At 57.2% G+C, this 22327-nt stretch carries 17 protein-coding genes; 4 read left to right on the plus strand and 13 right to left on the minus strand.

Going from position 1 to position 22327, the window contains the following annotated elements; all coding sequences use genetic code 11:
* The first annotated feature begins 105 nt into the window (after positions 1-105).
* Positions 106-2376: an alpha-xenorhabdolysin family binary toxin subunit A gene (locus AC1Z1G_RS04325; protein ID WP_483625155.1), complete on the plus strand. Its 2271-nt coding sequence runs from the start codon at positions 106-108 to the stop codon at positions 2374-2376.
* 106 nt (positions 2377-2482) lie between these two features.
* Positions 2483-3385, plus strand: coding sequence for a hypothetical protein (locus AC1Z1G_RS04330; RefSeq protein WP_483625156.1), 903 nt, complete (start codon positions 2483-2485; stop codon positions 3383-3385).
* A gap of 53 nt (positions 3386-3438) precedes the next feature.
* Here AC1Z1G_RS04330 and AC1Z1G_RS04335 read toward each other — a convergent pair whose 3' ends face one another.
* The 5 genes from AC1Z1G_RS04335 to AC1Z1G_RS04355 all read right to left on the minus strand — a co-directional run bounded on the left by AC1Z1G_RS04335 (position 3439) and on the right by AC1Z1G_RS04355 (position 8582).
* A complete protein-coding gene (locus AC1Z1G_RS04335) occupies positions 3439-4602 on the minus strand; it encodes a type III PLP-dependent enzyme (RefSeq protein WP_347904053.1) in 1164 nt (387 codons plus the stop codon).
* A gap of 511 nt (positions 4603-5113) precedes the next feature.
* The gene (locus tag AC1Z1G_RS04340; RefSeq protein WP_483625158.1) at positions 5114-6271 is read right to left on the minus strand and encodes an osmoprotectant ABC transporter ATP-binding protein OsmV; all 1158 of its coding nucleotides are present in this window, start codon (positions 6269-6271) and stop codon (positions 5114-5116) included.
* A complete protein-coding gene (locus tag AC1Z1G_RS04345) occupies positions 6268-6921 on the minus strand; it encodes an ABC transporter permease (protein ID WP_123405206.1) in 654 nt (217 codons plus the stop codon). Before AC1Z1G_RS04345 ends, AC1Z1G_RS04340 begins: the two co-directional genes overlap by 4 nt.
* Positions 6922-6938: 17 nt before the next feature.
* A complete protein-coding gene (locus AC1Z1G_RS04350; RefSeq protein WP_483625160.1) occupies positions 6939-7841 on the minus strand; it encodes a glycine betaine ABC transporter substrate-binding protein in 903 nt (300 codons plus the stop codon).
* A 24-nt stretch (positions 7842-7865) separates the two neighbouring features.
* On the minus strand, positions 7866-8582 hold the full coding sequence (locus AC1Z1G_RS04355; RefSeq protein WP_483625162.1) for an ABC transporter permease: 717 nt from the start codon (positions 8580-8582) through the stop codon (positions 7866-7868).
* Positions 8583-8910: 328 nt separating this feature from the next.
* Here AC1Z1G_RS04355 and AC1Z1G_RS04360 point away from each other — a divergent pair, with 328 nt between their 5' ends.
* The gene (locus AC1Z1G_RS04360) at positions 8911-10494 is read left to right on the plus strand and encodes a peptide chain release factor 3 (RefSeq protein ID WP_483625164.1); all 1584 of its coding nucleotides are present in this window, start codon (positions 8911-8913) and stop codon (positions 10492-10494) included.
* A gap of 257 nt (positions 10495-10751) precedes the next feature.
* Positions 10752-11009, plus strand: a complete 258-nt coding sequence (locus AC1Z1G_RS04365; protein ID WP_483625166.1) for a hypothetical protein — start codon at positions 10752-10754, stop codon at positions 11007-11009.
* Positions 11010-11123: 114 nt separating this feature from the next.
* On the opposite strand, the gene AC1Z1G_RS04370 is transcribed toward AC1Z1G_RS04365, so the two are convergent.
* The 8 genes from AC1Z1G_RS04370 to AC1Z1G_RS04405 all read right to left on the minus strand — a co-directional run bounded on the left by AC1Z1G_RS04370 (position 11124) and on the right by AC1Z1G_RS04405 (position 21859).
* Positions 11124-12095, minus strand: a complete 972-nt coding sequence (locus AC1Z1G_RS04370) for a peptide ABC transporter ATP-binding protein (protein ID WP_483625168.1) — start codon at positions 12093-12095, stop codon at positions 11124-11126.
* The gene (locus AC1Z1G_RS04375; RefSeq protein WP_483625170.1) at positions 12095-13063 is read right to left on the minus strand and encodes an ABC transporter ATP-binding protein; all 969 of its coding nucleotides are present in this window, start codon (positions 13061-13063) and stop codon (positions 12095-12097) included. Before AC1Z1G_RS04375 ends, AC1Z1G_RS04370 begins: the two co-directional genes overlap by 1 nt.
* Positions 13064-13073: 10 nt before the next feature.
* Positions 13074-13985, minus strand: a complete 912-nt coding sequence (locus tag AC1Z1G_RS04380) for an ABC transporter permease subunit (protein ID WP_483625172.1) — start codon at positions 13983-13985, stop codon at positions 13074-13076.
* Positions 13986-13995: 10 nt separating this feature from the next.
* Complete coding sequence (locus AC1Z1G_RS04385; RefSeq protein ID WP_483625174.1) at positions 13996-15006, minus strand: ABC transporter permease subunit; 1011 nt, start codon at positions 15004-15006, stop codon at positions 13996-13998.
* 73 nt (positions 15007-15079) lie between these two features.
* Complete coding sequence (locus AC1Z1G_RS04390) at positions 15080-16675, minus strand: ABC transporter substrate-binding protein (protein ID WP_483625176.1); 1596 nt, start codon at positions 16673-16675, stop codon at positions 15080-15082.
* A gap of 76 nt (positions 16676-16751) precedes the next feature.
* The gene (locus AC1Z1G_RS04395) at positions 16752-18158 is read right to left on the minus strand and encodes an OprD family porin (protein WP_483625178.1); all 1407 of its coding nucleotides are present in this window, start codon (positions 18156-18158) and stop codon (positions 16752-16754) included.
* A 170-nt stretch (positions 18159-18328) separates the two neighbouring features.
* Positions 18329-19930 carry an ABC transporter substrate-binding protein gene (locus tag AC1Z1G_RS04400; protein WP_483625179.1) on the minus strand — a complete coding sequence of 534 codons (1602 nt, stop codon included), beginning with the start codon at positions 19928-19930 and terminating at the stop codon, positions 18329-18331.
* 303 nt (positions 19931-20233) lie between these two features.
* Entirely contained in the window at positions 20234-21859 is a 1626-nt protein-coding gene (locus AC1Z1G_RS04405; protein WP_483625181.1) for an ABC transporter substrate-binding protein, read from the minus strand.
* Between the last annotated feature and the right edge of the window lie 468 nt (positions 21860-22327).

The raw sequence follows: 22327 nt of genomic DNA on the forward strand, positions 1-22327 counted from the left end.
ATTGAAAGTTGATTTAGTCTTTGTTTGTGCTCGGGTGTTTATCGGGTGCTTATAGAGATTGAGTAAAAATCTAACTTTACAGTTGCTAATCAAAGGAATGAAATAATGCAGAGCGAAAAAGTGTGGGGTGAGTTCTTTGCCGGGGCCGACGAGGAAACAATCGCCTCGGTGGCGGTGGGTGTTCCCAATGTGCTGTTTGATGCGTCGATAGGTGCACGCGACGGCACCATTCGCGACACAGGTCTGGTATTGACCAAGAATGATGTACTTGTGATTAGTCGATATGTCGCGATAGGCCTGGCACTGCCCACTGAACGGCGGACAGTTACAGAGTATTTGTACTATGGCGAAGGAGAGAATGGCGGTACAGGTTTGCTGGTTGAGAATTTTGTTAAAACGTTTTTGGTCATTAACAAACATGCCAAGTCGTGGGCTGACTTGCGTGCGAGTATCCTCTCGACAAGTACGAGCCTGGAGCTTTTTTCTGGTCAGATGCAGGGCTGGGGAAATGACTTTGAAGAGATCTGTAAAGACGACGCTTCCGTAAAGCTGATTGATCAATACAATGTGAGTACCTATGAGGAGTTGAATGCACTCAAACTGAATTGGGCGGGTGCATTTCCTGACATTGGATTGAGTCGAAACACAGTACCTGATCTGAAAGACTGCTTCAAACAGATCAGTGATGAGATCGCGCGCAAGTGGGAGGAAACTCGCGGAATTAAAGTGGGCCTGGCGGACTTTAAAACCACGCTTGAAAATGAGGTCATTCCTCAAATAAAGGAACGATTGGAATTTATCAAAAATAATAAATATTCGGCTGAAATCGTTCAGCTCAATGATCAAATTGCCCGGCGCGCCGAAGACCTCGCCAGGCTGAATAAAGAGTATAAGGCGCTGGTCGAGAAGTCCTTGAGCTCCCTTGCCAATATGAATATTTTCGGTCTGGCCATGTCGATCTACCTGGGGGTTGAGGCTGAGAATATTCGCGCGCAACGGAAGCAGTTGCACAGTGAGCAAGACACCGCCATTCGAATGCTGGGAAGCAAGAATCAGACACTAGGCTCGTTAAAGCGGGTAGAACACGATTTGCAACAATGCGAGATTGCTGCGGTCGATGCCAACCATGCCATGGAAAACTTGCGACATCTGTGGAGTTCCATTGATATATTCGTCACCCATTCGCTTACACATATGTCGAGCATCACCGATGCCATGAGGCTGCGGGCGCTACGAAACACCTTTAAAGCCGTAGTGAGGTCCTGGGTGGATATCAAAGATAAGGTCCATGTAGTGACGAGTGTTTTCGCTGAGGCGGATAAAGAACTCTTAAATGAGCAAAGGAGTCCGCGAATGGCGGCACTGCAGATGATCCGTTCAACAGAAACTAATGCCTATCCAACACTTGATATGGCAACCCTGCAGAGCGTCAGGAAGCAGATGGGCAATGATTACGCCACCCTGGCAGTATTGTCCGAGACGCAGAGTTACATGCCGGGATTGAGTAATAAAATTAAGGATTTAACCCGGGGTGTGTCAAAAGCCACAGGTGATTTGGTCTCAGGGGCGCATGATGGCAAGACGACTCTGTCGATTGCCAAAGATGAGTTGGTAGCCTTGGAAAAAGAACTTGAAAGTGCTGTCGGTAAGGGCGGTAATGAACTCGATATCGCCGATATGTATGCCGAACGCAAGCAGATACTGAAGGGGGTTTTTGACGGCTTGACGCAAACAAGAAATACCCTTGCAGCCCATTATACAATGCTTACTCAAAGCATCGAAGTCAGTGACTTGCGTCATTATTCAGGCGGCTTGCAGGTGGATATTGTCAATGCCAATACCCGCAAGGCTATGTACGAGGCTGCTCTCGCCCGCTATCGAGCCGAGCAGAAGGTAATTGATGACGCCGTTACTATTATTCAGAAGGCAGGTATCGAGAATATCGGCAAAGATATTAATCTGACGCTCGACAAGCTCAAGGGCATGAAAATGAGCATGCCGGAAATCGAATTGGTCATGATGGCAATTGATCAACTTAAGGTGACGATTGAAGGTATCGCCAAAAATGTTTCTTTTGTGATCATGCTACGTGAGAGTAAAAAGCTGAGAGAAAAAGTAACGGCCGTATGGGCCGATATCGAAGCTCAAGAGACAATCAAGCTCAATGCTCTTGAGAAGATCAAGTTTATTGAGGCGGTCTATGCGATTGAGACTCAGCGCAAACTGATAGTGCCGGAGTTTAAAAAGGCAGTTGAGGCGTATGATCTGTTTCTGACCTCTGTCAATCAAGCGGCCAAAGGTGAGTCGGTGGTGCCGGCGTCAAGTGTGATCAATACCTTTATCACATTCTTGGCTCGCGTCTCCGCACGTGTTTGATTGTTGTGAGAGGGCAGTGAGGGTTTGAGTATTCATGGCACCCTCTGCACCGGCTCGTGTAATAACGGTCGGTGCTGCGCTTTGCATTTACTAAGGAGTTGTCTCTATGTCGGCTTATTTATTATCAGAGGAACACTTCACTTCTCTTAAAGAATACATTGATTTTTTAAACAGTCTTCCCGGGGCTCTGGAAGAGATGGGGCGTTTCTCCGAGTTTTATCGGCGCCAGGGCCATCAGTTACTGACACCGCCGAATGCCGTATCACTTGCCGATGCGGCGCACGCCAACACATTGGCCTGGTGGGCGCTCAAGCAAACGATGTCTTTGCTGGGCCAATCAAGCGCCAAGGTATTGAAGGATACGCACAGCTTTATCAACCAATTTCGCGATATCACCCAAGGCGTTGGGGGGCGGCGAAAGACAATAGATAGCATCGATCCCAGGGCTTTTACTCTGGTGAAGTCTCCAGTATGGGGGACTGTACCTCCAGGGCATGTGATTGATCTGATGCGTGAACTCGACATTCGTCTGTCTCGATGCGCATCCTTGATCATTGCGTTCCAGCAAGCGCTGGTCACTATCGGTGCCAGTGTGCATGGCATCTTTGTCCGGTTTATCGATTCTCTGAGTCTTTCGATGTGCAGTTGCGACGGCCCGATTCCCAAGATTGAGGCTTATTACACGCTCGGAAAAATAGGTCTGCCAAATCTGCAGTATCAGCCCGGTCAGGCTTACTCGCACAATGAGCGCGTGGCATTTGCCAGGGAACATTTGGCGCTTTTGAGAGGCATGCGAATCAAGACCTGCACTGCTGTCAATTGCCTTAATGACTTTTGCCATGTCTGGCAAAAACTTCTGGCACACACTCGAGTTCAGTTGCAAAGCAACCATCCTTTGTCTAACTGGTCATCCTCCAACCGCTTGCTGACCTTTGCCGAAGCCTCGCTTGACAACGTGCATGACATGTCTGAGCGTCTGATTCGGATGTCGCGCACATTCGATGCATAAAAAAAGCCCATGATGTAGATCATGGGCTTCTTGCATGCACGGCGGCGCAGCGTTTAGACGTAAAACGACTTCAGCGGCGGAAAGCCATTGAACTCGACGGCGCTGTAGCTGGTGGTGTATGCACCGGTCGACAGCCAGTACAAGCGATCACCAATGGCCAGGTTCAGCGGCAGGCCGTACTTGTAGTTCTCGTACATGATGTCGGCGCTGTCGCAGGTTGGGCCGGCGATCACCACTTCTTCCATCTCGCCTTTTTTCTCGGTCCAGATCGGGAACTTGATGGCTTCGTCCATGGTTTCGATCAGGCCCGAGAACTTGCCCACGTCGGTGTACACCCAGCGCTCGACGGCGGTGCGCGATTTTCGTGCAACCAGTACCACTTCACTGACCAGAATGCCGGCGTTGGCAATCAGAGAACGGCCAGGCTCCAGGATGATTTCCGGCAGGTCGTCACCGAAGTCTTCCTTGAGGAAACGGATGATTTCTTCGGCGTAGGTTTCCAGGCTGTTGGTACGGGTGATGTAGTTGGCCGGGAAGCCACCGCCCATGTTGATCAGCTTCAGGTGGATGCCGTCTTCTTCTTTCAGACGCTCGAAGATCACTTTGACCTTGGCGATCGCCGCGTCCCAAACGCTGATGTCACGCTGTTGCGAACCCACGTGGAACGACACACCGTAAGGCACCAGGCCCAGGTCGCGGGCCAGGATCAGCAGGTCCATGGCCATGTCGGTCTGGCAGCCGAATTTGCGCGACAGCGGCCAGTCCGCCGTGGTCGAGCCTTCGGTGAGGATGCGTACATAGACTTTCGAACCCGGTGCAGCCTTGGCGATGTTGCGCAGGTCGGCTTCGGAGTCGGTGGAGTACAGACGCACGCCCTTCTCGTAGAAGTAGCGGATGTCCTTGGATTTCTTGATGGTGTTGCCGTAGCTGATGCGGTCGGCGGTGACGCCCTGGCCCAGTACTTTGTCCAGCTCATAAATAGAAGCGATGTCGAAGCTCGACCCTTTCTCTTTGAGCAGGTCGATGATTTCGACGGCCGGGTTGGCCTTGACCGCGTAGTAAACCTTGGCGAATTCGAAGCCGGCGCGCAGATCGTCATAAGCCTGGGAAATCATCGCGGTGTCGATGACCACGAACGGGGTTTCTTGCTTGTCGGCGAAGGCCTTCATTTTCTCAAAGGTATCGCGCGCGAAATAGTCTTCGACATTGATCGACATGCTGGGGGACTCCTACAGGGCAAACAGATGAATAAATGGGTGCAAATGAACGTCCTCCGTATCCCCACTTTGGTTCGCCTACTTCCCAAGGCATGTCGCCGAAAGCAAAAAGGCCATGGGAACAGACGCTTCCCTTGGCCTTGCTGTCTCGTCGTCAGTACTTGAGCCGGATGGATCGTTTCCAGCATGGACGTTCGGCGCGAACTTTAGGACGTGAAGGGCTGGAGATCAACAAAAAATGTCGCGTTTTTGCACGCTTCCGTCGTGTGGTCCTCGGCAGCTATTGATGTAACCGACCTGCGTGACAGTGCGATGTTCCCAATACAAGGATTCTAGAAGGGCGCTTGCTTTGCTTTCGTGGCGAGGGAGCTTGCTCCCGCTGGGTCGCGTAGCGGCCCCAAAATCAGACAATGCGGTTCTTCAGAAGGATCGCATCGGCGGATTTACGACTGCTTCGCAGCCAAACGGGAGCAAGCTCCCTCGCCACAAAAACACTAGAGCCTCAGACAGATCAGGCCAGCGCCGTTTCAGCAGGCGAAACAATACTGGTCTTGCCCCCACGGGACTTGCCGGAACTCAAGTACTCGGCAATCGACTCCTGCGTCACCTCACCCAGGAACACCCGTTCGGCGTCCATCACCGGCAGCCACGAGCGGTTGAACTCGTACATGCGCGACAGCAGGATCCGCAGGTGCTCGTCATAGGCCGCCGTGGCGTTGAACTCGCGCAGGTATTGCACGCAGGTGCCGCCCTGACGGTGCAGGTCGCGGCGGCGCACGTAGCCCAGTGCCTTGTTGTCAGCGCACGTCACGACTACATAGCGACGGTCGAGTTCGTCCATCAATTCCAGCGCTTCGGCCACCGGGGTTTGCGGGCTGACCGACGGCGCGTTGTCCGCTGCATCTTCAGCCTTCACCAGCAGCAGGCGCTTGAGCGTGCTGTCCTGGCCGACGAAGTTGCTGACAAAATCATCCGCCGGGTGGGCGAGCAAGGTGTCCGGGTGGTCGATCTGCAACAGCTTGCCGGCGCGGAAGATCGCAATCTTGTCGCCCAGTTTGATCGCTTCGTCGATGTCGTGGCTGACCATGATCACGGTCTTGTTCAAGGCACGTTGCATCTCGAAGAACTCGTTCTGGATCATCTCGCGGTTGATCGGATCGACCGCGCCGAACGGTTCGTCCATCAACAGCAGCGGCGCGTCGGCCGCCAGGGCACGAATCACCCCGATTCGCTGTTGCTGGCCACCGGACAACTCACGCGGGTAGCGATTCAGGTACTGCTTGGGCTCAAGCTTGATCATGCTCATCAACTCGCGGGCGCGGTCGTGGCACTTCTGTTTGTCCCAGCCCAGCAGGCGCGGAACGATGGTGATGTTTTCCTCGATGGTCATGTTCGGGAACAGGCCGATCTGCTGGATCACGTAACCGATGTTGCGGCGCAGGGTGACCGCGTCGAGGTCGGTGGTGTCTTCGCCGTTGATCAGGATCTTGCCCGAGGTCGGTTTGATCAGCCTGTTGATCATTTTCAGCGTGGTGCTCTTGCCGCAGCCTGATGGCCCGAGGAATACACAGATTTCGCCTTCATTGACGGTCAGGCTTACCGAGTCCACGGCTTTCACATCTTTGCCGTTGCTTTGGAAGGTCTTGCTGAGGTTTTGAAGTTCGATCATTTGAGCAGTCCTTTTGGAGTCAGCGTGCGTTGCAGCCATTGCAGAAGCAGGTCGGCGAAGATGGCCAGAAGACTGACCAGCACAGCGCCGACGATCAGCATCGACATGTCGCTGCGGCTGATGGAAGCGAGAATGAGTACACCCAGGCCACCGGCGCCGATGGTGGCGGCGATGGTCATGACACCAATGTTCATGACGACGGCGGTGCGCACCCCGGCGAGGATCACCGGCACTGCAATCGGCAACTCGACCATGCGCAGGCGCTGGCCGAAGGTCATGCCGATGCCGCGCGCGGCTTCGCGGATGCCCGGCTCGACGCCGGTCAGCGCCAGGTAGGTGTTACGCATGATCGGCAGCAGCGAGTACAGAAACACCGCTGTGATGGCCGGCATCGGCCCCAGGCCCTGGCCGAATTTTGAATAGAACGGCAACAGCAGGCCGAACAGCGCAATCGACGGTACGGTCAGCAGCACCGTGGCACTGGCTTGCAGAGGACCGGCCAGTGACGGGAAACGCGTCATCAGAATGCCCAGCGGCACGCCGACCAGAATCGCCAGGGTCACGGCAATGCCGACCAACGTGATGTGTTGCCAGGTCAGGTGCAGGACAAGCGGCCAGTCGAGGTGGGAAAAGGCGTTGAGAAATTCCATGTGTTTTCTTCCTCCGGCTACTTATTGGAAAGCAAGGGATGTTGGCGCAGGAAATCTGCGGCGACGGCGGAAGGGCTTTCGTGATCGACGTCGACCCGCGCGTTGAGCTGACGCAGGGTGGCGTCGTCGAACAGTTCGGCCAGCGGCTTGAGCTGTTCGGCCAGTTGGGGGTGGGCGTCGAGGTAAACCTGACGGACCACGGGTGCGGCGGTGTAGTCCGGGAAGTAATGCTTGTCGTCTTCCAGCAACTTCAGCTTGAAGGCGTCGAGGCGACCGTCAGTGGTGTAGACCAGGCCGGCAAACACCTGGCCATTGCGCAGGGCGGTGTAGACCAGCCCGGCGTCCATCTGGCGGATGTTTTTGCGGGTCAGGTTCATCCCGTAGAGCTTGACCATCCCTTCCAGGCCGTCGGAACGGTTGGCGAATTCGGTGTCCAGGGCCACCAGGTGATTTTCCTTCTGCTCAGCCTGCAACACCGTGTTCAGCTCGCTGATGGTGTTGATCTGCGGGTAAGCCTTGGCGGTGTTTTCCGGTAGGGCCAAGGCGTAGGTGTTGCTGAACTTCGACGGGGAAAGCCAGACCAGGCCTTTTTTCGCGTCGAGTTCTTTCACCCGAGCGTAGGACTGGGCCCTGTCGAGTTTTTCGCTGACATGGTTGTAGGCCACCAGCGAAACACCGGTGTATTCCCACATCAGGTCCAGTTGGCCACTTTCGTGAGCACTGCGAGCCAGGCTGCTGCCCAGGCCTCCCGTCACCCGGGTGTCGTAACCCTTGGTACGCAGGTATTGGGAGGTGATTTCTGCCAGCAGGGTTTGTTCGGTGAACACCCGGGCGCCGATGCGGATAACCGGTTTTTCAGCAGCGTGGGCAAATCCTGCGAACAGCAGGACGCAGCCTAGTAAAAAGCTCAATGTCTTCATGATTATTCCTTCGCTCAGCCTGTATTAAGACTGGGGTAAACCGCGTTCCAGCCAGAGGCGGCTGGCCAGTGTCACCAAGCCGTCGAGCAGCAACGCCAGCAGGGCGGTGCAGGCCGCGCCGAGGATCAGTTGCGGCTGATTGTTCAGGGCAATGCCGGGGAAAATCAGGCTGCCCAGGCTGTTGGCGCCGATCAGGAACGCCAGTGGCGCGGTGCCGACGTTGATCGCCAACGCAACCCGTACACCACCGATGATGATTGGCACGGCGTTCGGCAGTTCGACCCGCCAGAGCACTTGGCGCGGGGTCATGCCGATGCCGACGGCGGCTTCCTTGAGTGAACCCTGAACGTTTTTCAGGCCCTCAAATGTGTTACGCACGATGGGCAGCAGGGAGGCCAGGAACAGCGCGAAGATGGCAGGGCCGCTGCCGATGCCGAGGATTCCCAGGGCGATGGCCAGTACGGCGAGAGGCGGGACGGTGTTGCCGATGTTGAAGAGTTGCATGAAGCGTTCTGCGCGCCCGACCATGCTGGGTCGGCTGAGCAGGATACCGGCGGGGATGCCCACAACGAGGGCGGCCAGCATGGAAGCGAGGACGAGAATCAGATGAGCTTGCAGGTAAAACAACAAATCGTCGCGGTAATGTTCGATCGTGTTGATGCCAATCCAGTGGATCAGCAGGGCCAGAAGGGCGACGACAACCGCTCCTCCTATCAGCCCTTTGCCATAGCGAATAGCCACAGGCGGACTCCTTTTTTCTGTCGGCGAAAACCCTTTCGTGTGGCAATGCCATTCCTGGCTGCCGAAAAAGTGATCGCGAGAAGCAGCTCGTTCTATGCCGGAAAAGCGGCATGAAATCGAGCCATAAGCGCAGCCCCGTCAGGCTGACTTGCTGATATTTCAGCCCCTGACGGCAAGCCGTAACAGGGGAGTGGACGTCTCTACTGTTTAAAAGGTTCCCATCATGTGCGGCATTTAGCCACCCCTAATGTGCTCAACGGTTCGGATCTTGAAGCAAGTTGGGCTATAATCGCGGCCCTTTTTTGAATCACCTGCCAGGCGATTTCCCATGACCAAACAGGCCGCCGAAGTCGCGAAACGCCGCACTTTCGCCATTATTTCCCACCCCGATGCGGGTAAGACCACCATCACCGAGAAGCTCTTGCTGATGGGCAAGGCGATTGCCGTTGCCGGCACGGTGAAATCTCGCAAATCCGACCGCCATGCCACCTCCGACTGGATGGAAATGGAAAAGCAGCGTGGTATCTCGATTACCACCTCGGTCATGCAGTTCCCGTATCGCGATCACATGATCAACCTGCTCGACACCCCGGGCCACGAAGACTTCTCGGAAGACACCTACCGTACCCTGACGGCGGTCGACTCGGCCCTGATGGTCCTCGACGGCGGTAAGGGTGTAGAGCCACGTACCATCGCGCTGATGGACGTTTGCCGTCTGCGTGACACGCCGATTGTCAGCTTCATCAACAAACTCGACCGTGACATCCGCGACCCGATCGAGCTGCTCGACGAGATCGAAGCCGTCCTGAAGATCAAGGCTGCGCCGATCACCTGGCCGATTGGTTGCTACCGTGACTTCAAAGGCGTTTACCACCTCGCCGACGACTACATCATTGTTTACACCGCTGGCCACGGCCACGAGCGGACCGACGTGAAAATCATCGAGAAGCTCGACTCCGATGAAGCCCGCGCCCACCTGGGCGACGAGTACGACCGCTTCGTCGAGCAGTTGGAGCTGGTGCAGGGCGCTTGCCACGAATTCAACCAACAGGAATTCATGGACGGCCAACTGACCCCGGTGTTCTTCGGAACTGCGCTGGGCAACTTCGGTGTCGATCACGTGCTCGACGCCGTGGTCAATTGGGCGCCGAAACCGCTGGCCCGCGTTGCCAACGAGCGCACCGTGGAACCGGTGGAAGAGAAATTCACCGGTTTCGTGTTCAAGATCCAGGCGAACATGGACCCCAAGCACCGCGACCGCATTGCCTTCATGCGTATCTGCTCCGGCAAGTACGAAAAAGGCATGAAGATGCGCCACGTGCGCACCGGCAAGGACGTGCGGATCGGCGACGCGCTGACCTTCTTCTCCTCGGAGCGTGAGCAACTGGAAGAAGCCTTTGCGGGCGACATCATCGGTTTGCATAACCACGGCACCATCCAGATCGGTGACACCTTCAGCGAAGGCGAAGCCCTGGGTTTCACCGGCATTCCGCACTTCGCCCCGGAACTGTTCCGTCGCGTGCGCCTGAAGGACCCGCTGAAGTCCAAGCAACTGCGCCAGGGCCTGCAGCAGTTGGCCGAAGAAGGCGCGACCCAGGTGTTCTTCCCGACCCGCAGCAACGACATCATCCTCGGCGCCGTCGGTGTGCTGCAGTTCGATGTGGTCGCCAGCCGTTTGAAAGAGGAATACAAGGTCGAGTGCTCCTACGAGCCGATCACCGTATGGTCCGCCCGCTGGATCGATTGCAGCGACAAGAAAAAACTTGAGGAATTCACCAACAAGGCCGTGGAAAACCTCGCGGTCGATGGTGGCGGTCACCTGACCTACCTGGCCCCGACACGGGTCAACCTGGCGCTGATGGAAGAACGCTGGCCGGACGTGAAATTCCGTGCGACGCGTGAGCATCACTAAGCACTGATGGGTAATGCCCGAGAGCCCACTGTGAAAGCAGTGGGCTTTTTTTTGCTTGTCTGTTCCGTCCTGAAAATAACTGTTCGCAATAGCAATTAGTCCAAACCGGTCTGTTGGCAAAGGGCATTTAATCCGCTTCGTTAGCGTCCTATCTGGAGAATCCCGTCTATCCAGACTAGATTTCAGACAGCGCTACGGTCGTTGGGAAAACGGTCTGTGGCCACTCATGATTCACCTACGAAAGGATGAAATCGGCTATGAGCATTTTCCAACGCGTTGTATTGCTCCTCAAAGTCCTGGTGATGCTGTCGCTGGGTACTTCGGCGGCATGGGCCAGCAGTCCGCCAACGCAGGCGCCAGGTTTTGTGGCGTCCGGTAGCGTGCAGGGCAGTGGTCTGATGATCGCCAAATCGGAATCGGAACCGGGAGACGAAGGGCAGGGTGGTAGCAAAGGTGATGACGACTCGACAACCGATGAGCCAGATACGGATGACGAAGGCGATAGCCAGGGCTGAGCGGCCGTGATGCAGACAAAAGAAAACCCCTCCAGCAAGACTGATGCGCAATCCTGAGGAGGGGTTTGGTGAACACATTGAAAGCGCCCCCAGGGGCGCTTTTTCATGCCTGGCTTAAACGATGAACTGCTCCGCGTAGTGGCAGGCCACTTGACGGGTGTCGAGCAGGCGCAGGGCCGGCTCTTCTTTGCTGCACCGTTCGGTGGCATACGGGCAGCGTTTGTGGAACGCACAGCCGGACGGCGGGTTCAGCGGGTTGGGCAACTCGCCGACGATCTTGATTTTCGGTTTGGTCGGGTCCGGATGGATCGTCGGCGTGGCTGACAGCAGGGCCTGGGTGTACGGGTGCAGAGGACGGGTGTAGATGTCTTCTTTCGGGCCCATTTCCACCGGGCGGCCGAGGTACATCACCAGTACCTGGTCGGCGACGTGACGCACCACCGCCAGGTTGTGGGAGATGAACACGTAGGCAGTGTTGAACTCTTGCTGCAGGTCCATGAACAGGTTCAACACCTGCGCCTGGATCGATACGTCCAGCGCCGAGGTCGGTTCGTCCGCGACCAGCACTTTGGGTTGCAGCATCATTGCCCTGGCCAGGGCGATCCGCTGGCGCTGACCGCCGGAGAACATATGCGGATAACGCTGATAGTGCTCAGGACGCAAACCCACCTGCTTCATCATTGCCTGGACTTTTTCACGGCGTTCGGCCGCAGACAACTTGGTGTTGATCAACAATGGCTCTGCAAGCTGATCACCGATTTTCTGCCGAGGGTTGAGCGACGCATAAGGGCTCTGGAACACCATCTGCACGTCTTTGCGCAGTTGCTTGCGTTCAGCCTTGTTGGCACCGGCCACTTCTTGCCCGGCGATTTTCAGCGAACCCGAAGACGGTTCTTCGATCAGCGTCAGGGCGCGGGCCAGGGTGGACTTGCCGCAACCCGATTCGCCAACGACCGCGAGGGTCTTGCCGGCTTCGAGTTCGAACGAAACACCGTTGAGGGCGCGAACCAGTGCGTGGCCCTTGAACAGACCGCGGGAAACTTCGTAGTGACGGGTCAGGTCACGGGCGGTGAGAACGACGGCCATTACGCCACCTCCTGATTCAACGGATAGAAGCAGCGGGCGAGGCTGTTGCTTTTCGGGTCCAGACCTGGACGTTGTTGACGGCAGCTGTCCTGCACATACGGGCAGCGCGGGGACAGCAGGCAGCCTTGTGGGCGGTCATAGCGGCCGGGAACGATGCCCGGCAGCGTGGCCAGGCGTGATGAACCCAGGCTGTGTTCCGGAATGGCCTTGAGCAATGCTTCGCTGTACGGGTGCGCCGGAATGTCGAACAACTGTGGCACCTGACCGACTTCTACCGCTTGGCCGGCATACATCACGCAGACACGCTGGGCGGTTTCAGCCACGACCGCGAGGTCGTGGGTGATCAGCACCAGGCCCATGTTCTGCTCTTTTTGCAGGGCGAGCAGCAGGTCCATGATCTGCGCCTGAATCGTCACGTCCAACGCGGTGGTCGGTTCGTCGGCGATCAGCAGTTTCGGTTCACCGGCAATCGCCATGGCAATCGCCACGCGCTGGCTCATACCGCCGGAGAGCTGGTGCGGGTAGGCGTCCATGCGACTTGCGGCACCCGGGATTTCGACTTTTTCCAGCAGCTCGATGGCGCGCTTGCGAGCGGCTTTGCTGGACATTTTCAGGTGCAGGCGCAGCACTTCTTCGATCTGAAAACCGACGGTGTAGCTTGGGTTCAGCGCGGTCATCGGGTCCTGGAAAACCATGGCCAGGTCTTTGCCGACTATCCGCCGACGTTGGCGGGCGCTGAGCTTGAGCATGTCCTTGCCGTCGAAGCTGAGGGAATCGGCGGTGACGATACCGGGATGCTCGATCAGGCCCATCAGCGCCATCATAGTCACGGACTTGCCGGACCCCGACTCGCCCACGATGGCCAGCACTTCGCCCTTGTCTACGGTCAGGTCCAGGCCATCGACCACGGGAACGGCGGTGGCGTCGCCGAAGCGAACATTGAGATTCTTGATTTCTAGCAGTGACATGGGAATCTCCTCAGGCGGCGTTCTTGAGTTTCGGGTCCAGCGCATCGCGCAGGCCGTCGCCCATCAGGTTGATTGCCAGCACGCTGAGCAAAATGGTCAGGCCAGGCAGACTCACCACCCACCAGGCGCGTTCGATGTAGTCGCGAGCCGAAGCCAGCATGGTGCCCCACTCAGGAGTTGGCGGCTGTACGCCAAGGCCGAGGAAGCCCAGTGCCGCAGCGTCGAGAATCGCCGAGGAGAAACTCAGGGTGGCCTGAACGATCAGCGGTGCCATGCAGTTAGGCAGCACAGTGATGAACATCAGGCGCGGCAGGCCGGCACCGGCCAGGCGTGCAGCGGTTACATAGTCGCGGTTCAGTTCGCCCATCACCGCGGCACGGGTCAGACGGACATAGGAGGGCAGGGACACGATGGCGATAGCGATCACGGTGTTGATCAGGCCAGGGCCGAGGATGGCGACAATCGCCACGGCCAGCAGCAGGGACGGCAGGGCCAGCATGATGTCCATCAGGCGCATGATGGTTGGGCCGAGCACGCGCGGGAAGAACCCGGCCAGCAGGCCCATCAGGATCCCCGGGATCAGCGACATGACCACCGACGAAAGACCGATCAGCAGGGACAGGCGCGAACCCTGGATCAGACGTGACAGCAGGTCACGGCCCAGTTCGTCGGTGCCCAGCAGAAACTGCATCTGCCCGCCTTCCAGCCAGGCCGGAGGCGTCAACAGGAAATCGCGGTACTGCTCGCTCGGGTTATGTGGGGCGACCCACGGCGCGAAGATCGCGCAGAAGACCACCAGCGTCATGAACAGCAGGCCGGCGACGGCGCCCTTGTTCCTGGAGAACGCCTGCCAGAACTCTTTGTAGGGCGATGGATAAAGCAGGCTGGTATCGACTGCTACGGACGTTGTTGGAGTACTCATTCGTAGGGTCTCAGCGCTGGTGACGGATGCGTGGGTTTGCGAAGCCATAAAGAATATCCACTACAAAGTTGACCAGAATCACCAGGCAGGCGATCAGCAGGATGCCGTTTTGCACCACGGGATAGTCCCGGGCGCCAATAGCCTCGATCAGCCATTTGCCGATACCGGGCCACGAGAAGATGGTTTCGGTCAGGACCGCGCCAGCCAGCAATGTGCCGACTTGCAGGCCGACCACGGTCAGCACCGGAATCAAGGCGTTGCGCAGGCCGTGAACGAACACCACGCGCGACGGCGACAGGCCTTTGGCCCGGGCGGTGCGGATGTAGTCTTCACGCAGCACTTCGAGCATGGAGGAGCGGGTCATCCGGGCGATCACCGCCAGCGGGATAGTGCCGAGCACGATGGCCGGAAGGATCAGGTGATGCAGGGCGTCAAAGAACGCACCGGTATCATCGGCCAGCAGGGTGTCGACGAGCATGAAGCCGGTTCTCGGCTCGATGTCGTAGAGCAGGTCGATCCGCCCGGAAACCGGGGTCCAACCCAGGGAAACCGAGAAGAACATGATGAGAATCAGGCCCCACCAGAAAATCGGCATCGAATACCCGGCAAGGGAGATGCCCATCACGCCATGGTCGAACAGGGACCCTCGCTTCAGCGCCGCGATCACCCCGGCCAGCAGCCCGAGAACGCCGGCGAACAGCAGGGCAGCCATGGACAGTTCCAGGGTCGCAGGGAACAGGGATGTGAACTCGGTCCACACACTTTCACGGGTCCGCAGGGATTCACCCAGGTCGCCGTGCGCCAGTTTGCCGATGTAGTCCAGGTATTGGGCATACAGCGGTTTGTTCAAACCAAGGCGTTCCATTGCCTGGGCGTGCATTTCGGGGTCGACCCGACGTTCGCCCATCATTACTTCCACGGGGTCGCCAGGGATCATGCGAATCAGCGCGAAAGTCAGCAAGGTGATGCCGAAGAACGTGGGGATCAACAGTCCCAATCGGCGGGCAATAAAACTAAACATCTTCTGGTGTACCTCATCAGCCGGTTAGGCGTTCCCGGCAGCGTTGGGGTCAACGTTGCCGGGCGTTTCTTATCTACTTCACTTTGGTGGTAGCGAAGTTGTTAGTGGTCAGGGGGCTAATGTGATAACCCTCGACGTTGTTGCGCATGGCCGTGAACATACGCGTGTGCGCCATGCTGATCCATGGCTGGTCCTGGTGGAAAATCGCCTGGGCCTGCTCATAGAGTGCGGCGCGTTCGGCCGGGTCGGTTTTTTCACGCGCCTGGTCGATCAGCGCCTGGAATTTCTCGTTGCACCAGCGCGCGTAATTTTCGCCGTTCTTGGCGGCCTCGCAACTGAGCATAGGCGTCAGGAAGTTATCCGGGTCCCCGTTATCTCCCGCCCATCCGGCCGAGACCATATCGTGCTCGCCGTTCTTCGCGCGCTTGAGCATTTCGCCCCATTCCATCACGCGGATGTCGATCTTGATCCCGACCTTGGCCAGGTCGGCCTGCATCATTTGTGCGCCGAGCATCGGGTTCGGGTTGGTTGGGCCACCGCCGTTACGGGTGAACAGGGTGAGCACCGTGCCTTCCGGTACACCGGCTTCCTTGAGCAGGGCACGAGCCTTGTCCAGGTCGTGTGGCGGGTTTTGCAGGGTGTGGTTGTAACCCAGCAGGGTTGGCGGGTACGGGTTGACGGCGACACTGGCGTTGCCCTTGCCGAACAGTGCGTTGACGTAGGCCTGCTTGTCGAAGGCGATTTCGATCGCCTGGCGTACACGCACGTCGCTCATGTATTTGCGGGTGGTGTTCAGCGCGGTGTACGAGGTGGTCATGGCCTCGATTTCATCGACCTTCAGGTTGGTATCTTTCTTGATGCTCGGGATGTCATCGGGCTTGGGATACAGGGCGATCTGACACTCGTTGGCCTTGAGTTTCTGCAGGCGCACGTTGTTGTCGGTGGCGATGGCCAGGATCAGCGCTTCGCTCGGTGGCGCGCCGCGGAAGTAGTCGGCGTTGGACTTGAAGCGGACCTGGGCGTCTTTGGCATAGCGCTGGAAGACAAACGGGCCGGTACCGACAGGTTTGTTGTTCAGGTCGCCGGTCTTGTCGGCCTTGAGCAACTGGTCGGCGTACTCGGCCGGGTAGATGGAGGCGAACGCCATGGCCACGTCGGGCAGGAACGGTGCCTCGGGACGGGTCAGGGTGAACCTTACGGTGTGCTCGTCGACTTTTTCGACGCTTTTGAGCAGTTCCTTGAAGCCCATGCTTTCAAAGTACGGGAAGCCCACGCTGGACTTGTCATGCCACGGGTGCTTCGGGTCCAGCTGACGCTGGAAACTCCAGACCACGTCGTCGGCGTTCAGGTCGCGGGTCGGCTTGAAATATTCGGTGGTGTGGAACTTGACGCCTTTGCGCAGGTGGAAGGTATACGTCAGGGCGTCCGGGCTGATATCCCAGGACTCGGCCAGTGCAGGGACCACTTCGGTGGTGCCGGGCTTGAAGTCGACCAGGCGATTGAAGATGGTTTCGGCCACTGCATCGGCTGTGACTGCAGTTGTGTACTGGACCATATCGAAGCCTTCCGGGCTGGCTTCGGTACAGACCACCAAGGGTTTGGCCGAGGCGCCAACGGCGACACTCAGCAGCGCGGCGGCGATGGCCGCTCGTAAAGGAAGCATTTTCATCAAGAACCCCCTGCAATCGGTTGAACCAGAAATGCTGAACGGCTGACTCCTCATGAATCAGCCGTTCACCTGGTGCTTAAAGAATGTTGAATGGAATGGTGGTAACCAGACGGAATTCGTTGATGCTGCCGTCAGACTGTTCTTTGGAGGCGCGGTGTGCGGTGTAGGTCGCGCGAACCGTGGTGTCCTTCAGCGGACCACTTTGAACGGCATAGCTCGAACCGATGCCGTATTCATAGTGGCTTTCGCCGTTCTGCGTCTGGATACCGTCGTAGCCTTTGCCCTCGACACCGCGGTTGCCGGTGTAGTGAGTACCGTCGATGCCCCAGCCGCGAGCCTGGTAGATGCTGAACTTCAGGCCTGGCACGCCGTATTCGGCCATGTTCAGACCGTAGGCGATCTGGAACGATTTTTCGTTCGGGCCGTTGAAGTCAGACAACAGGGAGTTGGCCAGGTAGATGCCGTTGGTTTCGTGCAGGTAGTCGAAGTACTCGTTACCGTTCACTTCCTGGTACGAGAAGGTCAGGCTGTGGGCCTGGTGAGTCAGGCCGAACGACAGGGAGTAGGTATCGTTGTCGATGTCGCCCATCAGTTTCTTGCCGCTATCGACCGTCTTGTAATAGTTCAGGCCGGTGGTCAGGCTCAGGACCGAGCTGTCGCCCAGTTCGTGGGTGGCGCCGAAGTAGTACTGGTTCCACAGGTCTTCAACCTGGGAGCCGTACAGGCTGGTTTTCAGGCTTTTGAATGGCTGATAGGCCAGGCCCACGATGCTGACTTTGTCGGCTTCGGTTTTGTTGCTGGCGTACTCGGAGCGGAACTTGGCCAGGCTTTGCTCGGTACGTGGCGATACGCGGTCGAAGACACCTGCGTCGAACGACAGGTTGTTGAATTCTTCGCTGTGCAGGCTCACCCCTTCAAAGCTTGAAGGCAGCGCACGGTTGCCGATGACATCGACAATCGGGGTGCTGTAGTTCTGGCGACCGGCAGTCAGGGTGGTGTTCGATACGCGGAACTTGACGTTGGCCAGGCCCAGTTTGCTCCACTGGCCCACGGCATCCTGGCCACCATCGGCGAGTGTACGGTTGGAGCCACCGGCGATATCTTCCTGGTCGCGGATCAGGGCAATTTCGTTGTAGGCCGCGACTTCGGTACTCACACCCACGGTGCCTTCGGTAAAACCGGAGGTGTAGTTGAGGATGGTGCCTTGCGTCCAGTTGTAACGACGGGAAACCTTGGTCGGATCTTTGTCGGTCTTTTCTTTCTTGTAGGCGAAACGGCTATCACGTCGCTTCATCTCGTTGGAGTACCAGTTACGTGTGCTGCCCTTCAGGCTCTGGCCTTCAACGAACCCCTTGGCCTCAGCCTGGGCGCTGGTGGTGTTCAGGCCGGTCGGAACGAAGTCCTGGCTGACGTTCTCAGCGTACGCAGTGGCCGTAATGCTACTGATGGCCAAAGCCAATAATGCGGTGCTGCTCAGTTTCATGGGTAAAGCTCCTTTCTTTCTTTTTTTTGTACCGGTCTTTTTTGGTGATCCGGCTATCGGTTTGGAACTCATTCAAAGCACCGCAAACGTTTGCTTGGAGCATGATTGCCGTTTTCAGACAACACGTTTGCGTAAGGGCGTAAATCGCCCCCAGCGGTTTGGCTAAACGGTTATTGGTCTATGCCGACACCCGAGAAAACGTTACGGCCGAAGGGGCTGACCTTGAATCCTTCGACTTTGGCGCTCAACGGCTGGTTGACCGTCGAGTGGGCGACAGGCGTGATCGGCACTTGCTGCTTGAGCAATTGCTGCGCCTGTTTGTAAAGCACCGTGCGTTGATCACGGTCGGTGACAACCTTGGCTTGCTTGATCAGCTTGTCGTATTGCGGGTCGCACCACATGGAGTAGTTGTTGCCGCCAATTGCGTCGCAGCTGTACAGCGTGCCGAGCCAGTTGTCCGGGTCCCCATTGTCGCCGGTCCAGCCGATCAGGCTGATGTCGTGTTCGCCATTCTTGGTGCGCTTGATGTACTCGCCCCATTCATAACTGACGATTTTCACCTTGAGGCCGATCTTGGCCCAGTCGGCCTGGAGCATTTCGGCCATCAGTTTGGCGTTCGGGTTGTACGGACGCTGAACCGGCATGGCCCAGAGGGTGATTTCAGTGCCTTCCTTGACCCCGGCAGCCTTGAGCAGCTCCTTGGCTTTTTCCGGGTTGTAGGCGGCGTCCTTGATAGTGTCGTCGTAGGACCATTGCGTGGGCGGCATGGCATTGACCGCCAGTTGGCCGGCGCCCTGGTATACGGCGTTCAGGATGCCCTGCTTGTTCACCGCCATGTCCAGTGCCTGGCGCACTTGGAGCTGGTCGAAGGGTTTGTGCCGCACGTTGTAGGCGATGTAGCCAAGGTTGAACCCCGGCTTTTCGATGAGTTTGAGTTTCGGGTCGTTCTTCAGCGCTTCAACGTCGGCCGGGCGTGGGTGCAGGGTAATCTGGCATTCGCCTGCCTTGAGTTTTTGCACGCGTACGGAGGCGTCGGTGTTGATGGCGAAAATCAGCTGGTCGAGCTTGACGCGGCTCGGGTCCCAGTACTGTTTGTTGCCGGCGTAACGGATTTGCGAGTCTTTCTGGTAGCGCTGGAACACGAAGGGCCCAGTGCCGACGGGCTTCTGGTTGATCTCGCTCGGCTTGCCGGCCTTGAGCAACTGGTCGGCGTACTCGGCCGAAAGGATCGCGGCGAAACTCATGGCGATGTTCTGGATGAACGCGGCGTCAACGCTGTTGAGCGTCATCGTCACGGTCAGTGGCCCGGTCTTTTCGACCTTGGCGATGTTCTTGTTCAGGCTCATCCCGGTGAAATAAGGGAACTCGGTGGGGTAAGCCTTGCGAAAAGGGTGCTCGGAATCGAGCATGCGATTGAAGGTGAACAGCACGTCGTCTGCGTTGAAGTCGCGGCTCGGCGTGAAGTATTTGGTGGTGTGAAATTTCACCCCTTCGCGCAGATGGAAGGTGTACGTGAGGCCATCTTCGGAAATATCCCAACTCGTTGCCAGGCCAGGTACGACAGTGGTCGCGCCTTTTTCGAACTCGGCCAGTCGGTTGTACAGCGGCTCCGCGGCATCGTTGTCGGTCGCCGTGGTGTACTGCGCAGTGTCAAAACCGGCCGGGCTGCCTTCAGAGCAAAACACCAGGCTGTTACTGGCGGCCTGGCTGATGGAGGTGGCGGCCAACAGGCCGGTGCCCAGCAATGCGGATAAAACCAAGGTATGACGCATGACGCTCCCTCTCTTTTTATAGATTGCAGCGGGGCATCGTCTCGTCCGGGGACGTGCAGGCCTCGCTGAGTTCAAACCATCACGTGCAGCAAACGCCAACCCTGATCACAGTCCTGCCGTGGCTCGACGGTATGAGCCGAAGGTGGGGCAGTAAATGCGTAGGGCCTGAAAGACACGTAGGAAAAGGCAACACGTCCCGATACCGCTGCTGTGTTATGCAGTAGGTTTTCGGTTCGCGAGTTCCTGCGGTCCTGACAGATAAAGCAACGGCGCCGTTAAAAATAACGCCGCCGTTGCTACACCTTATTTGCTGACGCTGACGCCGTAGAAGGAGTTCAAGCCAAAGGGGCTGATCTTGAAGTCCTGTACGGTGTTGCGCATAGGTTGATACACCGTCGAGTGAGCGATAGGTGTCATCGGGACGGCATCTTTGAGGAGGTGTTGCGCCTGCTTGTACAGCTCGGTGCGTTTGGCCACATCCGGGGTGGATTTGGCTTGCTTGATCAGTGCGTCGTAAGGCTTGTCGCACCACTTCGAGAAGTTGTTGCCGTTCATGGCGTCGCAGCCGAACAGGGTGCCGAGCCAGTTGTCCGGGTCACCATTGTCGCCGCTCCAGCCGATGATCATCGCCTGGTTCTCGCCGCCTTTGGAGCGCTTGATGTACTCGCCCCATTCGTAGCTGACGATATTGACCTTGAGGCCGATCTTCGCCCAGTCGGACTGCAGCATTTCAGCCATCAGCTTGGCGTTCGGGTTGTACGGACGCTGTACCGGCATGGCCCACAGAGTGATCTCGGTGCCAGGCTTGATGCCTGCTTCCTTGAGCAGCTCCTTGGCTTTTTCCGGATCGTACTTGGCATCCTTGATGGTGGTGTCGTAGGACCATTGGGTCGGCGGCATGGCGTTGACGGCCAGTTGGCCTGCGCCCTGGTACACCGAGTCAATGATTTGCGGCTTGTTCACGGCCATGTCCAGCGCTTCACGGACCTTGAGGTTGGCCAGCGGGTTGGCGTCGGTGCGGCCCTTGAGTACAGGCATGACGTTGTAGGCGATGTAGCCGAGGTTGAAACCGGCCTGGTGCGGCAGTTTCAGGTTCTTGTCTTCACCCAGGGCCTTGAGGTCGGCCGGACGCGGGAAGAGGGTGACCTGGCATTCATCTTTTTTCAGCTTCTGGATACGCACCGACGGGTCGGTGGTGATGGCGAAGATCAGGTTGTCGATCTTCACGTCTTCAGGCTTCCAGTAATCCTTGTTGCCGGTGTAACGGATGTTGGAGTCTTTCTGGTAGCTCTTGAACACAAACGGGCCAGTGCCGATCGGCTTCTGGTTGATGTCACCTGGCTTGCCTTCCTTGAGCAGCTTGTCGGCGTATTCAGCGGACTGAATGGAAGCGAAGCTCATGGCCAGGTTCTGGATGAACGCGGCGTCTACGGTCTTGAGGGTGAACTTGACGGTCTTGTCGTCGAGCTTCTCGACCTTGGTGATGTTGGTGTCCATCCCCATGTCGGTGAAGTACGGGAATTCGGTCGGGTATGCCTTACGGAACGGCATGTCTTTGTCGAGCATGCGGTCGAAGGTGAACAGCACGTCGTCGGCGTTGAAGTTACGGGTCGGCGTGAAATAAGACGTGGTGTGGAACTTCACCCCATCGCGCAGATGGAAGGTGTAAGTCAGGCCATCCGGGGAAATGTCCCAACTGGTGGCCAGGCCAGGAACAACGGCGGTGCCGCCCCGTTCGAACTGGCTCAGACGGTTGAACATGGTTTCAGCTGAGGCGTCGAAGTCGGTTCCGGTGGTGTACTGGCCAGGGTCGAAACCGGCCGGACTCCCTTCGGAGCAAAACACCAGGTTAGTCGCAGCGACGGCGAAAGGTGCGCTAGCTAACAAGCTTGCGCCGACTAAAAACGGAATGACCGCGTGTTTAAGCATGTTGGCCTCATGATTGTTGTCATTTTTGGAATTAGAGGGCGACCTCGTGAGTCGACCTGCGGATACTTATGCAGGCCCCATACCCAATGCAAGATCCAGAGCGGCTACAAGCCTTAAACAGTGGCACGAACGTACCTTAATGTCGCATATGTATAAAACTTGACGCATTTGACCGTTTGCGAAGGTTTTTTTCGGTGCAAACGACGCACCGTAGAGGGGCGGTTGAAGTGTCTGGCGCACCCGGTTGGGGCGGGGTGTTACTTATTCAGACCTGTTTCCTGGATGGGTGTCAGGCTGATCGGGCTGTTCTTGCAGCCGACGGGTTCCTTGCTCAACGGTTGAAACACCCACGTGTTTGCGCGGGGGTTAACAGGTACTTGTTGTTTAAGGAATTACCCGTTCCTGCTGGATCACTTGCGCCGACATTTGTGCATGACGGGGAACTCGCTTTGCACGATCATCCCTGGA

The organism is Pseudomonas sp. JL27(2026) (assembly GCF_056933555.1).